The following is a 15,148-nucleotide window of genomic DNA, read 5'->3' on the forward strand; positions in this document are numbered from 1 at the left end:
CTCAGCCCGCGACCACCGGGTCGGCGCGGATCGCCGCCAGCCCGGAGATCTCCCGCCAGTACCTGTCCCCGGTCTCGGCCCCGGTGTCGAGCCGCAGCAGGGAGCGTCGGTCGACCACGTAGATCTCGCGCCCGGCCGCGGCGACCGCGGTCACCGGTCCGGAGATGTTGCGTTGCGAGAGCGGTTCGGCGATCGCCCCGTCCACCGAGACGGTCGCGACGGGGGCCTCGGTGGTCTCGCGGCCCACCACGATCGTGGACCGGTCCCGCCACGCCACGGAGGAGGCGGTCTCCCCCAGAGCTCGGCCGACCTGACGGAACGTGCCCGGTAGCGGCTGTCCGGTCTCGGCGGACAACGAGCCGATGAACACCTTGCCGTCGACGACCACGGCCATCTGGGCTCCGGACTGGTCGATGCGCAACCCGGTCACCCGCGACCCCAGGGCGAGGATCGGTCCGGCGTCCATCTCCTGGATGGACGGGGCGTTCTCACCCATCCCGATCCGGAGCAGTCGCGCGTCGTCGACCAGTACCCAGGCCCGACCGGTGACCGGGTGGAACGTCGGGCCGGCCACGGTCCTGGCGGTGAGGGCCTCGACGGGCCCGCCGTCCAGTGCCCCGACCAGGATCCGGCTCGGTCCGTCCCCGGCCTCCCCGGTCACCACCGCCAGGTTCCGCCCGTCATAGGACAGCACCGCGCTGCTACCCCCGCGGACCTCCGACCAGGGCCCCCCGGCCGGTCGCGCGCCGTCGTCCTCGAGTCGGACCAACCCGTCCGCCGCGGTGAGGGCGTTGCGCATCGGCTCCGCCGGCGGGTACGGGTCGAAGTCTCGGACGTCCTCGGTGGTCCAGCCGTCCGCGTACCGCTCGTCCAGGGGCGCGCCGTCCCGCTCGAGCCGGAACGGTCCGGGGACGTCGGCGCGGGCGAGGGTCCACACGACCTGCGCGGCGAACTCCGTCGTGGCCTGGCTGCTGAGGACGGGTAACCCGGTGAAGTCGATCGTCGTGCCGGAGGATCCGCCACCCTCCCCGTCCTCTCCCGGACGCACCGAGACCGAGGCGGGGACCCGGGACAGGACCGAGTCGGTCAGCCCGGGGCGGGGGCCGGTGGCGAGGAGGTTGACCAGTGAGTACTCGAGGTCGGTGCGGTCTGCGGCCGTCCAGCGCGGGTCCGGGACGAGCGCGTCGCCGGATCCGGAGAGGAAGAACAGGTCCCGCTGGGCGTAGGTGGAGAAGAACTCGGTGCGTTCGATCACGACCCCGGGTGGCAACTCGTCGATGCGCCACTGGCCGTCCGTGCGGGTCAGGCCGATCGTCACCTCGAGTTGGCCGACGTCCTCCCGGAAGATCCCGCCGGGATCGAGCGTGCCGACCTTCTCCGCTCGCAGCGTGTACTCGGCGCGGTCGGCCGACCGGCCTCCCTCGGCGCTGAGGTCGGCGCGCAGCACGATGACGGTCTCGGCGAGGTCGTCCCAGGTCTCCGCGGCCCGCGGGGTGAGGAACTGGCGGGCGGCGGCGTGCCGCTGGTCGGCCATCGCCGCGGCCTTGAGGAAGTCCCGGACCAGGAGGTCCGGTTCCTGGTCCGGGACCGGGGTGGGGACCGACAGCTCGCTGCCCTCCGGCGAGAAGGTGTCGATGACCTGGGGGGACGACGACGAGGGCAGCGTCGCGCATCCGGCGGTCGCCAGCCCGGTCGCGCAGGCCAGTGTCATCGACACGAGCAGGAACCGGGGCCGGGTCACGGCCGGCTCTCCCCGGACCCCGGGACCCGCTCGAGGGGGGTCGGCGAGCCGGTACGCATGAGCCTGGCCTCGTCCTCGGGTGTGAGCGGGAGCGGGCTCGAGGTGAGGGTGCCGCCGCGGCGCCGCGGGATGGTGAGGCGGAAGCAGGATCCCTCCCCCGGGCTGCCCCAGCAGTCCAGCCGGCCCCCGTGGAGTTTGGCGTCCTCGAGGGCGATCGCCAGACCGAGGCCGGTGCCACCGGAGCGGCGCACGCGCGAGGGGTCGGCACGCCAGAAGCGGTTGAACACCCGTGTCTCCTCGCCGGGTTTGAGCCCCACGCCGTGGTCTCGCACCGAGACGGCGAGCGCGGTCTCCGAGCTGCGCAGGGTCACCTTCACGGGCTTGGACTCACTGTGGTCGAGTGCGTTGGCCACGAGGTTGCGCAGGATCCGCTCGACGCGCCGTGAGTCGACCTCGGCGACGACCGGCTCGTCGGGCATGTCGACGTCGACCTCCACCCCTGCCGCCTCGGCGATGTGGGCCACGGTGCCCACCGCGTCCTTGACCGCGGTGCGCACGTCCATCTCGGCCACCGCGAGTTCTGCCATGCCGGCGTCGTGCCGGGAGACCTCGAGCAGGTCGGTGAGCAGGCTCTCGAACCGGTCGAGCTCGGACTCGAGCAGCTCGACCGCCCGCTTGGTGGGGGCGTCGAGGTCGTCCGCCGAGTCGGAGATGATGTCGGCCGCCATACGGACGGTGGTCAGTGGGGTACGCAGCTCGTGGGAGACATCGGAGGTGAACCGCTTCTGCAGGTCACCGAACTCCTCGAGCTGGGTGATCTGGTCGGACAGACTCTGCGCCATGTCGTTGAACGCCATGGCCAGCCGTGCGACGTCGTCCTCGCCGCGGATGACCATCCGTTCCTTAAGGTGCCCGTTGGCGAAGCGTTGGGCGATCGACGCCGCCTGCCGCACCGGTAGGACGACCTGTCGGGCCACGATCCACGCGATCGCCGCGGACAGGACGATGATCGCGAGTCCCGCGGTGGCGACGATCCCGCGCATGATCCCGAGGGTCTGTTCCTCTGCGATGAGCGGGTAGACCAGGTACAGCTCCAGTCCGGGGATCGAGGAGTCCGTCGGGGTGCCGAGCATGAGCGCCTTGGCCTGCTCGCCGCGGAAGTCGACCGTGACGTACTGGTAGGCGATCCGGCCCCGCTGGACCAGGGACTGCAACTCGGGCGGCACCTGCGCTTCGGCGGGGCTGACCACCTGGCCGCGGCCGGTCTGGTCCGGTACGACGAGGATCGGGTCGAAGGTGCCGGCGTGGACGGAGTCCCCGCCCGAGGCGAGGCCGCGGTCGCTGATCGCGCTGCGCGCCTGGTCGAGTCGGGACTGTTCGCTCGTGCCCTCGTCGGTGGCGGCGATCTGTGCCTGCACCGTGAGGCGGAGCCTGCTGGCCTGCTCCATCGCCGCGTCGAGCTTGGTCGACAGCAGCTGGGCCGCCATCTGGCTCTGCAACATGAACGCGATCGTGAGGATCACACCCATCGACAGCGCCAGCGTGGAGGTCACGACCCGCAGCTGCAGCGAGCGCCGCCACAGCCGTGCGATCCGGCCGCCGACGGCGGCGGGGTCCAGATCGGACAACCTCTCCCGGAGGGTCGGTGACGAGTCGGTCACGTCCCGGGTGTCGCGCTCGTCCCCGGTGGACGCCACCGCGCCGTCGGGACGAGCGGTGGTCACGAGACCGGGCCGGCCTTGTAGCCGACGCCGCGGACGGTGAGGACGACCTCCGGATTCTCCGGGTCCTTCTCGATCTTCGCCCTCAGGCGCTGGACGTGGACGTTGACCAACCGGGTGTCGGCCGAGTGCCGGTAGCCCCAGACGTGCTCGAGCAGGACCTCACGGGTGAACACCTGGCGGGGCTTGCGCGCCAGCTCCACGAGGAGGTCGAACTCCAGCGGGGTGAGCGGGATCGGCGTGCCGTCGCGGGTGACCGTGTGCGCGGGGACGTCGATCGAGACGTCACCGATGTGCAGGACCTCGCTGGGCTCGTCCTCACCGCGGCGCAGCCGGGCCCGGATCCGGGCCACCAGCTCCTTCGGCTTGAAGGGCTTCATGATGTAGTCGTCCGCGCCCGACTCCAGCCCGAGGACCACGTCGACGGTGTCGGTCTTGGCGGTGAGCATGACGATCGGCACGCGGGACTCGGCGCGGATCTCACGGCACACGTCGATACCGCTCTTGCCGGGGAGCATGAGGTCCAGCAGCACGAGGTCGGGCTGCACGGCGCGGAACGTCTCGATGGCCTGGACTCCGTCGCCGACGATCTCGGTCTCGAACCCCTCGCCCCGCAGGACGATGGTGAGCATCTCTGCCAGTGCGGCGTCGTCGTCGACGACGAGGATCTTCGGGGTCATGGTCACCACTTGTGTCGGCGTGTCGTGTAGGCGTCGTCAGGCGCACCCCCCGTGGGCACGCACCGCGGGTCGTGTTCCTGCACTCTCAGACCTTACCCGGCAGACCCTCCGGACCGGGGTGCGGCGCGGCGTGCGGAGCGGGGACGACGACGAGGTCGGCCAACTCGTGCACGTCGGGGTCCGCCCCGATCACGCGCCACGGCGAACGCCACGCGGTGGCGGCGAGCCGGTGGTAGGCCCGGCCGGTCGCCGCCTGGAGGTCCGAGTCGCGTTCGTAGCGGTCGCGGGTCCGCCCCGGATCGGCGGCCTCCCGGGTGCCGGCGCGCGCGGCGGCCACCTCCACGGGGGTGTCGAGGAGGACCTGCAGGTCGGGGACGGGCACTCCGAACCGGTCGAACTCGAGGGTGCCGATCCACTCGACCACCTCGGCCTCACGGTCCGGTCCGAGCCGGGCTGCCGTGTACGCGGCATTGGAGGCGACGTACCGGTCGAGGAGCACCACGTCGTGCGTCTCGCCCAACTCGAGCAGTTCCTCCCGCGCGGCGTGCCGGTCCATCGCGAACAGCAGCGCCATCGCGTGGGGCGAGTCCGCCAGGCCGGCCTGGCCGCCGTGCAGGGAGTCGGCGGCCAGGTCGGCGTGCAGCGTGCCGTACCGGGGGAAGGCCAGGCGACCCACCGAGAGACCGCGGGCGGTGAGCTCGCCGACGAGCGCCGTCGTCAGTGTGTTCTTGCCCGCACCGTCGAGTCCCTCGACGACCACCAGCCGCGCGGCCATCACCGGTACTGCGATCAGTAGCGGTAGTGGTCGGGCTTGAAGGGGCCCTCGACGTCCACGCCGATGTACTCGGCCTGGTCCTTGGCCAGCGTGGTCAGGGACCCGCCGAGCGCCTCCACGTGCAGGCGGGCGACCTTCTCGTCGAGGATCTTGGGCAGCAGGTGCACCCCGATCGGGTACTGGTCGGCCTTGGTGAACAGCTCGATCTGGGCGATCACCTGGTCGGAGAAGCTGTTGGACATCACGAACGACGGGTGCCCGGTGGCGTTGCCCAGGTTGAGCAGACGCCCCTCGGACAGCACGATGATCGAGCGGCCGTCGTCGTCGAAGACGAACTCGTCGACCTGCGGCTTGATGTTGATCCGGGTGACGCCCTCGGCGGACTCGAGGCCGGCCATGTCGATCTCGTTGTCGAAGTGGCCGATGTTGCCCAGGATGGCCTTGTTCTTCATCCGCGTCATGTGCTCGAACGTGATGATGTCCTTGTTGCCCGTGGCGGTGATGATGATGTCCGCGTCCTCGATGGCCTCGTCGACGGTGACCACGTCGAAGCCGTCCATCAGCGCCTGCAGCGCGTTGATCGGGTCGATCTCGGTGACCTGCACGCGCGCGCCCTGCCCGGCCAGCGCCTCGGCGCAGCCCTTGCCCACGTCGCCGTAGCCACAGACCAGGGCCTTCTTGCCGCCGATGAGGGCATCGGTTCCGCGGTTGATGCCGTCCAGCAGCGAGTGGCGGGTGCCGTACTTGTTGTCGAACTTGCTCTTGGTGACCGCGTCGTTGACGTTCATCGCCGGGAACGGCAGCACGCCCTCGTTGTGGAAGTGGTAGAGGCGGTGCACGCCGGTGGTGGTCTCCTCGGTCACGCCCTGGACCGACTCGGCGATGGCCGTGTACTTGCCCGGGTTGGCCGGAACGGACTCACGCAGCAGCGCGTGGAAGACCTTCTCCTCGGCCGACCAGGCCGAGTCGTCCGACGGCACGGCGCCGGCCTGCTCGAACTCCTTGCCCTTGATCACGAGCATGGTGGCGTCGCCACCGTCGTCGAGGATCATGTTCGGCTCGGTGCCCGGCCAGGTCATGATCTGCTCGGTGCACCACCAGTACTCGGTGAGGGTCTCGCCCTTCCACGCGAACACCGGCACGCCCTGCGGGGCCTCCGGGGTCCCCTCCGGGCCCACCACGACCGCCGCGGCCGCCTCGTCCTGTGTGGAGAAGATGTTGCACGAGGCCCACCGGACCTCCGCGCCCAGCGCGGTCAGGGTCTCGATCAGCACCGCGGTCTGCACCGTCATGTGGATCGAGCCGGCGATCCGGGCACCGGCCAGCGGCTGCTCGGCCGCGTATTCCTCACGCAGCGCCATCAGACCCGGCATCTCGTGCTCGGCCAGACGGATCTGCTTACGGCCCGCCTCCGCCAGCGACAGATCCGCCACCTTGAACTCGACACCATTGACGGACTGAACCTGCAGATCAGCGGACATGTTCTTCGACCAGCTCCTCATTGACTCACGAAAGACTCCGCCCCACACTAGCGGGACGACCTGCCGGGGTGTCGGCCCCGTCACCCGCCGGCGACGCGGGTACGGAACACGGTGGCCCCACCTGTGCCGTGCAGGCGCACCCGGGAGGTCGAGGCGGGCACCCACACGGCCCTCCCCGGCGCGAGGGCCTCACTCGTCCCGTCGGAGTCCACGATCGCCTCGCCGGACGTGCACAGCAGCACCTCGGGCCCCTCCGGTCGCCAGGCTGCCGGGTCGCCGTCGGCTGGCACGTCGATGCGCGACAGGGCGAAGTCGGGCTCCGGCGTGGGGTAGTCGACCTCCCCGGGGATGCCACGATCGGCCTCGACCGCCCGGACCGTGGGATCGGTCAGTGGGCTGAACTCGAGCACCCGCATCAGCTCGGGGACGTCGACGTGCTTGGGGGTCAGGCCGCCGCGCAGGACGTTGTCGGAGTTGGCCATGACCTCCACGCCGACACCGCGCAGGTAGGCATGGAGCTGCCCCGGACCCAGGTAGACGGCCTCACCGGGCTGCAGGATGACCCGGTTGAGCAGCAGCGCGCCCAGGACCCCCGGGTCGGTCGGGTACCGCTCGGCGAGTTCGGTGATCGTGGCGGCCACCGGGGACCACGGGCCCTCGACGCCGTGCTCCGTGAGGTAGGCGACCGCACACGTCACCAGGTCGGGCACGACAGCGGCCAGCACGACGTGCGGCATGGTGACGAACGTGGTGAACACCGCCCGCAGGCCCTCGGCGTCGGGTTGCCCGGCGAGCATGTCCCGGTAGGGCTTCAGCGACGGCACGCCCAACGCGTCGAGCAGGGCCACCGTGCTCTCCACCGGGCGGAAGCCCACGAGGGCGTGGAACTCGGTGAGCGCGACGAGGATCTCGGGCTTGTGGTTGGCGTCCCGGTAGTTGCGGTCCGCCGCGTCGACGGCGATCCCGCGCGCGTCCTCCGCCGCGAAGCCCTCACGCGCCTTCTCCGGAGACGGATGGGCCTGGAGCGACAGAGCCTGTTCGGCGGAGAGCAGCTTGACCAGGAACGGCAGTCCCCCGCCGTGCTCGGCCAGCACCCGCGGGCCCAGCTCGCGCTCGGGGTCGGCGGCGATCCGGGCGTCGAGACCACGACCGTCGGAGCACCGCGAGGACCCGGAGTCGTGCGCGCCGAACCAGTGCTCGGCGACCGGGTGAGGCGCCGGCGAGGTGGTCCCGCACAGCTCGGGGAGCGCGGTCCGGGAGCCCCAGGCGTAGGCCTGGACCACCGGTTCGAGTGCGACCACGGACCTACAGACCTCCGACGAGGAGGTAGGCGGCGGCCAGTTCCGTGCGGGCCATGAGCGCTGCCACCTTTCCGCTCAACGGGGCCGGGGCGTCGCCGGCCGTGTCCCGACCGCGATCGGTGATCCACTCGACATCCGCGAGCGGGCCCGCGGCCAGCCGGACGATCTCCTCGTCCGCGCCCAACACCATACCGACGTACCTCACGGGCAGATCGTCGCGTGGTCCGTCCAGCTCCTCGTCGTGGAACAGGCTCGCCAGCGGATCCGTCGGGGGACGCCCCTGGGCCCGTTCGGCGTGCGCACGCACCGCGTCCGGGACCGAGGACGCCGCCGTGACCCTGCCGGCGTCGCAGAACGCGGCGACCGCACGGTCACAGTAGGCCGCGGACACCGGATCCGAGTGGATCCACACGAGCGGGTCACGGCCCGCCACCGATGTCGCGAGCAGCTTCGCCGGATTGACCGGCGTGGCCAGTTCCGGGCCGAGCCCCTCGAGCTCGATGTCGACGGCGTCGGCGGCGGCGGCCACGTCCAGGCCCTGGGCGCCCAGCGCGGCGAGCACTGCCATCCCGGCCGCCAGGTGGCGCAGCACGCCACGGTACGGCGGCACGTACGGGAGCGGCTCGAGCCACGTGGCGCGGCCGCGGCCGGACTCGGCCACCGGTCCCTCCCGGGGTACGTCCACGACGACGGTCGCACCGCGGCCGGCGGCGGAGTCGATCGCGGTCACCAGCCGGGGGTCGCCCGCGTCGTCCCCGGAGACGAGGACCACGTCGAGAGCCCCCACCCACGCGGGAAGGGTGCGCGCGAGCACCAGCGGGGGGACGGCCGGGCCGCCGACGATCTCCGCCAGGGCGGCGACCACCCCCGCCGCGTGGCGTGCGCGGTCGGACCGTCCGGACACCCAGACCACCGCGCGCGGACGAAACCGGTCGAGGGCGTCGAGCGCCCCGCCGTCCACCGCGGTGGCCACGGTGCGCAGCTGGGCACCCGCCATCGACGCGTGGAGCAGGGCCCCCGTGGCGTCGGCCGCGCGCAGCGCCTCGGAGTCGTCGAGATCGACCCGTCCCGCCCCGGTGTCGCTGGTCAGGTCAGGCACGGACGATCGCGAGGACCTCGTCGACCACCGCGGCGACGCCCTCCCTGGTCGGCGCCTCGGCGTTGAGGCGCAGCAGCGGCTCGGTGTTCGAGGCGCGGAGGTTGAACCACGACCCGTCACCGAGGTCCACGGTCACACCGTCGAGCCGGTCGATGGACTCGGCCCGGTCCGAGAACGCCGTGAGGACCGCCTCCATGCGCTCGGTCTGCGCCTCGGCGGAATCCAGCGTGGAGTTGATCTCCCCGGAGGCGGCGTACCGGGTGTACTCGGCCATGAGCTCGGACAGGGTTCCGTCCTGCCCACCCAGGGCGGCCAGGACGTGCATCGCGGCGAGCATGCCGGAGTCGGCACCCCAGAAGTCACGGAAGTAGTAGTGCGCGGAGTGCTCGCCGCCGAAGACGGCGCCGGTCTCGGCCATCTGGGCCTTGATGAAGCTGTGGCCCACCCGGGTGCGGACGGCGACACCGCCCTTCTCCTCGACGAGCTCCGGCACGGCGCGGGAGGTGATGAGGTTGTAGATGATCGAGGCACCCGGGTCCTTGGCCAGTTCCCGCTGGGCGACGAGGGCGGTGATGGCCGACGGCGCGACGGGCTCGCCGCGCTCGTCCACGACGAAGCACCGGTCGGCGTCGCCGTCGAACGCCAGGCCGATGTCGGCCCCGCTCTCCTTGACGAGCGCCTGCAGGTCGACGATGTTGGCCGGCTCCAGGGGGTTGGCCTCGTGGTTCGGGAAGTTGCCGTCGAGTTCGAAGTAGAGGGGGACGATCTCGAGCGGGAGGCCGCCCAGGACGGCCGGCACCGTGTGGCCGCCCATCCCGTTACCGGCGTCCACCGCCACCTTGAGCGGACGGATTCCCGAGAGGTCGACCAACCCGCGCAGGTACTCGCCGTAGCCGTCGAGGACATCCTGCTCGGTGGCGGTGCCGGGCTCACCGTCGTGTGCGGGGACCCCCTCGATGACCTCGTCGGCGATGGTCCGCAGACCGGACTCCTGCCCGACCGGCTTGGCACCGGCGCGGCACAGCTTGATCCCGTTGTAGGCGGCGGGATTGTGGCTGGCGGTGAACATGGCGCCGGGGCAGTCGAGTGAACCCGAGGCGAAGTAGAGCTGGTCGGTCGAGGCCAGGCCGATCGTCACCACATCCAGTCCCTGGGCGGTGACCCCGTCCGCGAACGCGGCGGACAGTCCCGGGGAGGAGTCCCGCATGTCGTGGCCGATCACCACGGTGTTCGCACCCTCCGACCGCATGAGGCGGGCGAACGACGCTCCGACCTCGCGGACGAAGTCCTCATCGATCTGCTCACCGACGACACCACGGACGTCGTACGCCTTGATGACTGCTCGGACGGACTCGGCGCTACGTGCCACGTGTTGCTCCAGGGTGTGAGACGGGGTCGGTCGGGATCGTGCCCGACACTACCCGCGCCGCTCACGCGGCGGACCACCCTCGCGGGCCGCGGCTCAGCGGGGGGACGGGCCCGACCCGCGTCGGCCCTCGCCGGACCCACCGGCCTCGGTGTCGGATGCGGGGCCCATGTCGGGGACCACCCGCAGGTGGGGACGCCCGGTCGCACCCGACGAGCCCGCGGCGGATCCGGGTCCGGCCGCGATCCGGGTACGGGCGTCGTCGAGGACCGGACCGGGATCGGAGACACCGAGGCGGCGCAGGCGGTCGGCGTCGACCAGCGCCGCGCCGGTCCTGCGTCCACCCACGGGTCCGCCCGTGACCGCGTCGAGCAACGCGGTGAGGTCCGAGTCCTCGGCCGAGGTGTCGATGTCCGGATGTCGCACCAGGTCCCAGCCACGGGGGGCGGTGATGCGAAGCGCGTGGGCCGCGCACAGATCCCAGGCGTGTGGCTCCCGGACCGCGGGCAGCGGCCCGATGACGGCCGTGGAGTCCGCGTAGACGTAGGTGAGCGTGGCGACCGCGCGGTTGGGACATCCCGGACGGCAGCAACGACGGTTCTCACTCACGAGGCCCCAGGGTAGTCCCGCAGCCGGGACGCGTGGGCCGCGACCCGCCCACGCCGGTACGACGCGCCCGCCGCGGACGGGGCTATTCTCGCGCCATGACCCCCGCCGCCCCGGTACCCGGACGACCGCCCACCGGCACCGCGATCCCCGGCGCGGGCCAGAGTGACGTGTGCGCGGGCAGTCGGATCTCCGTGCGCGACTTCCCCGGGGACCCGGGCCGTCGCGGCCCGAGAGTGGTGACCTCCCGGCGCGCGGACAGACGCGGTCACGGTCCCCGCGGCCCGATCCTGCCCCCGGAGGTTCCGAGGTGGCGCAGCCGGTCCGCCGAGTTCGACGCCGCCGCACTGGAGGCGTTCGCGGAGATCGACCAGCACTGGCATTCGCGACTGGTGCACCTGGATCTCGCCGTGGACATGGTGCCGCGCATGCGGCTGCGTCCCGGTGAGACGTGGCCCGAGGAGGTCGTGGCCGACGGCGACGTCCCGCTCGCGCGTCTGGTGCCGGCGGGCGTCGACCGTTCGGGGCAGCCGACCCGGGCGCGGCTGGTGTTGTTCCGCAAGCCCCTGTCCCGCCGGGCGCCGGACAGCGATGACCTCCGGGATCTCATCTACTCGGTCCTGGTCGAGCTGGTCTCCCAGCACCTGGAGATCTCTCCGGACGAGGTCGAGTCCGGCCCCGACGAGAGCTGACCCGCGGGCCCGGGCACGGGGACCCGCAGGCCGGGGCCGGGGCCCGTCGGCTTGCGCACCCTGAATGGTCCATACCCGCAGCGCAACCCGGGCGTCTGCGTACATTCCGCCATCACAGGTCAACGCGGCAGCGTAGCCGCGGGCGGGGCGCCGGGCGGGGCTCCGGGCCGATCGAGGACCCAGCAGACGAGAACTGACCGCCCGGTGCCGGACGGTCAGGCGTGGGAGGGGCGGCGTGTTCGACGGGAGTTCGCCGGGGGCGGTGGATACGAGGGGCGGGAAGCGGGGTGCGGGGTGCGGGCGGAGGAGGAGCCGCCCGGGGGTCACATGACGGCGTCGCGCTTGATGCGTCGCCGCTCGCGCTCGGACAGCCCGCCCCAGATGCCGAACCGTTCGTCGTTGGCCAGCGCGTACTCGAGGCACTCGGCCTTGACCTCGCAGCCGGTGCAGATCTTCTTGGCCTCGCGGGTCGAGCCGCCCTTCTCCGGGAAGAACGCCTCCGGATCGGTCTGCGCGCAGAGAGCCCGTTCCTGCCAGCTCTCCTGCTCGTCCTCGACGAACAGGCCGGAGACACCGAGGTCGACCAGGGCCAGCTCGGGTCCCGCGACGGTGCGTGACTGTCGATCCACGGTCATCCCTTCGTGTTACGTGTTCGTCCGCGATGGTCCGCGGTGGAGGGCCCGTCGCCGACGGGGCTGAGGGAGCCTCGTCGAATCGCGGCCTGTCTGATGTCTGTGCGACATTTACCGTCACCCACCAGGGAATGACACACCTGTGATTACACACATGCAAGACGCTCAGGTCAAGCGAAATCGGCGAGACCTACCATTTTCGTCGCCCGCTATGACCGGTGACACGCCGCTCCGGATGTGGCGTAGGACACGGGCACGCTCCGGTCGGCAGCCCACCGGGACGGCTCCGCACGCACCGTCACTACTCTCGACGGTGTGAAGATCTGTGTTCTGGCCGGCGGCGTCGGTGGCGCCCGTTTCCTGCTCGGCGCCCGCCGGCTACTCGGACTGGACGACGAGTCCGCCCGTGCACGCTCGGAGCATCGTATCGACGCGGTGGTCAACGTCGGCGACGACGCCTGGATGCACGGGGTCCGCATCTGCCCCGACCTCGACACCTGCATGTACACCCTCGGCGGCGGCATCGACCCCGAACGAGGCTGGGGCCACGCCGGTGAGACGTGGAACTGTCGGGACGAGCTCGCGGCCTACGGCGTGCAGCCCGACTGGTTCGGCCTGGGCGACAAGGACCTGGCCACCCACCTCGTGCGGACGCAGATGCTCGGCGCGGGGTACCGCCTCACCGACGTCACCGAGGCGCTGTCCACCCGCTGGTCCCCCGGCGTGCGCCTGCTGCCCGTGACCGACGACCGCTGCGAGACGCACGTCGTGGTGACCGGCAGCACCCCCGACGCGACGGGGAACGGCCCGGAGGCGGACGGGTCCGGCCCGCGGGCGATCCACTTCCAGGAGTGGTGGGTCAAGCACAAGGCCCAACTGCCGGCCTCGGCGTTCGTACAGATCGGGGCCGATGCCGCCGCGCCGACCCCCGAGACCCTCGAGGCCATCTCCACGGCGGACCTCGTCGTCGTCGCCCCCTCCAACCCCGTGGTCTCCGTCGGCGCGATCCTCGCGGTCCCCGGGATCCGCGCCGCGCTGCGGTCCACCCCGGCCCCCGTGGTGGGCATCAGCCCCGTGATCGGCGGGGCGGTGCTGCGCGGCATGGCGGACGCGTGCCTCACGGCGATCGGCGTGGAGACCTCCGCGACGGCCGTGGCGCGCCACTACGGCGCCCGCTCCGGCACCGGCCTGCTGGACGGCTGGCTCGTGGCCCCGGGCGACGCGCCCACCGACGGCTCGGGCGCGGTCGACGGTGTCGCGATCCGGGAGGTCCCGCTGCTCATGACCGATCCCGACGCCACCGCGGACATGGTCGCCGCCGCGATCGACCTGGCCGGCCTCGAGGTCCCCGGCCGGACCGACCGATGACCGACGGCGCGCTCCCCGAGATCCGTCGCTGGACCGTCGAGCACGCCGCGCCCGCGGACGTGGTCATGTGGGCCCCCGACGGACTGCCCGAGTTCCGGCCCGGTGACGACCTGGCGCGGATCCTCGCCGACGCGCTCACCGCCGACCCGCACGGCCTCGTCGACGGCGACGTGGTGGTGTTGACCTCCAAGGTCCTGTCCAAGACCGAGGGGCGGATCGTGCCCGCCCCCACCGACCCGGACGAGCGTGACGCCCTGCGCCGACGGCTCGTGGACGCCGAGTCGGTCCGCGTGGTGGCGCGCGTCAACCGCACGCTCATCACGGAGAACCGGCTGGGGATCGTCCAGGCCGCCGCCGGGGTCGACGGATCCAACGTCGAGGCCCGCGAGCTCGCCCTGCTGCCCGAGGACCCCGACGCCTCCGCCGCCTCCCTCGCCCGCGACCTGCGCCGCCTCACGGGCGCGCGCCTCGCCGTCGTCGTCACCGACACCATGGGACGGGCCTGGCGCACCGGCCAGATCGACATGGCCATCGGCGCCGCCGGGCTGCGGGTGTCGGTGGGCTACGACGGCGCCGTGGACCGCCAGGGCAACGAACTGCTGGTGACCGACGTGGCCGTGGCCGACGAGATCGCCTCGGCCGCGGACCTGGTCAAAGGCAAGCTCGGGGCCCGACCGGTCGCCGTGGTGCGCGGGGTGGCGCACCTGCTGCTGGACGACGATGGCGACGACGACGACGACGACGACGTGAACGTCCCCCGGCGGGCCCGCGACCTGGTCAGGGACGGCTCCGCCGATCTGTTCCGGTTGGGCACCGCCGAAGCCGTGGCGCAGGGGCGGCGGGAGGCCGTGCCCGCCCGCCGCTCGGTGCGACGGTTCTCCGACGAGTCCGTCGACGCGGACCTGCTGGCCGGAGCCGTGGCGGACGCGCTGACCGCCCCCGCGCCGCACCACAGCACGCCGATCCGCTTCGTCCGCGTCTCGGGCGACGCCCGCGCGCGGCTGCTGGACGCCCTCCGCGCGGACTGGGAGCGCGACCTGCGCGCCGACGGGCACTCCGGCGAGATCCTGGGCCGCCGACTCGGGCGCGGCGATCTGCTGCGCACCTGCCCGGAACTGATCCTGCCGTTCGTCGACGACTCCGCCGGCGCGCACGACTACCCGGACGCCCGGCGGGCCGCCTGCGAGGAGACGATGTTCACCGTGGCCGGCGGCGCGGCGGTGCAGTCGCTGCTGGTGGCGCTGGCCGCGCGCGGCCTGGGCTCCTGCTGGGTGGGGTCGACGATCTTCGCCGCCGAGACCACCCGCCGCGAGCTCGGACTGCCTGCCTCGTGGCGACCACTCGGCGCGGTCGCGGTGGGCGTTCCGGCCGACCCGGTCCCGCCGCGGGAGCCGCGGCCGGCCGGGGACGCCTATCTGACGATCGAGTGAGTCGGTAGCCGCACGCCGACCGGTCCCCCGGCCGGATTCGCGCCGCTGGCTGGAACCGTGCCGCCGGCCGGAACGGGCGTGACGCATCGAACTGCGCGCCGGCTGGCAATCGCGCCGGCCGGCATCAGCGCCACCCGGGTGAGCGCCAGCCGGCATCAGCGCCAGCCGGGTGAGCGCCAGCCGGCATCAGCGCCACCCATCCGATGTCGCGCCACCTGCCGGATTCGATAGGCAGCGCGACATCGGATGGGCGGCG

The 15,148-nt window shown here is 72.4% G+C and carries 13 protein-coding genes; 3 read left to right on the forward strand and 10 right to left on the reverse strand.

From position 1 onward, the window contains the following. Window position 1: 1 nt before the first annotated feature. From AC3DE3_RS09040 to AC3DE3_RS09080, 9 genes are all read right to left on the reverse strand, one after another. Window positions 2-1,741, reverse strand: a complete 1,740-nt coding sequence (locus AC3DE3_RS09040; protein ID WP_488369745.1) for an LpqB family beta-propeller domain-containing protein — start codon at window positions 1,739-1,741, stop codon at window positions 2-4. After that, on the reverse strand, window positions 1,738-3,465 hold the full coding sequence (gene mtrB, locus AC3DE3_RS09045; protein WP_488369746.1) for an MtrAB system histidine kinase MtrB: 1,728 nt from the start codon (window positions 3,463-3,465) through the stop codon (window positions 1,738-1,740). Before mtrB ends, AC3DE3_RS09040 begins: the two co-directional genes overlap by 4 nt. Next, a complete protein-coding gene (gene mtrA, locus AC3DE3_RS09050) occupies window positions 3,462-4,142 on the reverse strand; it encodes an MtrAB system response regulator MtrA (RefSeq protein WP_396119002.1) in 681 nt (226 codons plus the stop codon). The genes mtrB and mtrA overlap by 4 nt, the downstream gene beginning before the upstream one ends. Window positions 4,143-4,227: 85 nt before the next feature. Beyond that, window positions 4,228-4,917: a dTMP kinase gene (locus AC3DE3_RS09055; RefSeq protein ID WP_488369747.1), complete on the reverse strand. Its 690-nt coding sequence runs from the start codon at window positions 4,915-4,917 to the stop codon at window positions 4,228-4,230. Between the two features lie 14 nt (window positions 4,918-4,931). Then, entirely contained in the window at window positions 4,932-6,398 is a 1,467-nt protein-coding gene (gene ahcY, locus AC3DE3_RS09060) for an adenosylhomocysteinase (RefSeq protein WP_260486934.1), read from the reverse strand. Window positions 6,399-6,478: 80 nt separating this feature from the next. After that, the gene (gene manA / locus AC3DE3_RS09065; protein ID WP_260486935.1) at window positions 6,479-7,699 is read right to left on the reverse strand and encodes a mannose-6-phosphate isomerase, class I; all 1,221 of its coding nucleotides are present in this window, start codon (window positions 7,697-7,699) and stop codon (window positions 6,479-6,481) included. 4 nt (window positions 7,700-7,703) lie between these two features. After that, window positions 7,704-8,798 carry a hypothetical protein gene (locus AC3DE3_RS09070; RefSeq protein ID WP_260486936.1) on the reverse strand — a complete coding sequence of 365 codons (1,095 nt, stop codon included), beginning with the start codon at window positions 8,796-8,798 and terminating at the stop codon, window positions 7,704-7,706. Then, window positions 8,791-10,167, reverse strand: a complete 1,377-nt coding sequence (locus tag AC3DE3_RS09075) for a phosphomannomutase/phosphoglucomutase (RefSeq protein WP_260486937.1) — start codon at window positions 10,165-10,167, stop codon at window positions 8,791-8,793. Before AC3DE3_RS09075 ends, AC3DE3_RS09070 begins: the two co-directional genes overlap by 8 nt. Window positions 10,168-10,260: 93 nt before the next feature. Continuing rightward, the gene (locus AC3DE3_RS09080; protein WP_260486938.1) at window positions 10,261-10,773 is read right to left on the reverse strand and encodes a DUF3499 domain-containing protein; all 513 of its coding nucleotides are present in this window, start codon (window positions 10,771-10,773) and stop codon (window positions 10,261-10,263) included. 191 nt (window positions 10,774-10,964) lie between these two features. On the opposite strand from AC3DE3_RS09080, the gene AC3DE3_RS09085 reads away from it, so the two are divergent. After that, on the forward strand, window positions 10,965-11,462 hold the full coding sequence (locus tag AC3DE3_RS09085; protein ID WP_396119810.1) for a metallopeptidase family protein: 498 nt from the start codon (window positions 10,965-10,967) through the stop codon (window positions 11,460-11,462). A 323-nt stretch (window positions 11,463-11,785) separates the two neighbouring features. Here the strand turns inward: AC3DE3_RS09085 and AC3DE3_RS09090 are convergent, their stop codons facing one another. Then, a complete protein-coding gene (locus AC3DE3_RS09090) occupies window positions 11,786-12,097 on the reverse strand; it encodes a WhiB family transcriptional regulator (protein ID WP_067712264.1) in 312 nt (103 codons plus the stop codon). A 312-nt stretch (window positions 12,098-12,409) separates the two neighbouring features. On the opposite strand from AC3DE3_RS09090, the gene cofD reads away from it, so the two are divergent. Then, on the forward strand, window positions 12,410-13,462 hold the full coding sequence (gene cofD / locus AC3DE3_RS09095) for a 2-phospho-L-lactate transferase (protein WP_488369748.1): 1,053 nt from the start codon (window positions 12,410-12,412) through the stop codon (window positions 13,460-13,462). Further along, a complete protein-coding gene (locus AC3DE3_RS09100; protein WP_260486940.1) occupies window positions 13,459-14,892 on the forward strand; it encodes a coenzyme F420-0:L-glutamate ligase in 1,434 nt (477 codons plus the stop codon). Before cofD ends, AC3DE3_RS09100 begins: the two co-directional genes overlap by 4 nt. Window positions 14,893-15,148 lie beyond the last annotated feature (256 nt).

This window comes from Dietzia sp. IBK-p2-16D, from assembly GCF_057773085.1.

Coding starts and splice junctions, on each gene's coding strand:
- AC3DE3_RS09055 (WP_488369747.1), bottom strand. CDS start 4,917: ATGGCCGCGCGGCTGGTGGTCGTCGAGGGACTCGACGGTGCGGGCAAG.
- AC3DE3_RS09100 (WP_260486940.1), top strand. CDS start 13,459: ATGACCGACGGCGCGCTCCCCGAGATCCGTCGCTGGACCGTCGAGCAC.
- mtrA (WP_396119002.1), bottom strand. CDS start 4,142: ATGACCCCGAAGATCCTCGTCGTCGACGACGACGCCGCACTGGCAGAG.
- ahcY (WP_260486934.1), bottom strand. CDS start 6,398: ATGTCCGCTGATCTGCAGGTTCAGTCCGTCAATGGTGTCGAGTTCAAG.
- AC3DE3_RS09090 (WP_067712264.1), bottom strand. CDS start 12,097: ATGACCGTGGATCGACAGTCACGCACCGTCGCGGGACCCGAGCTGGCC.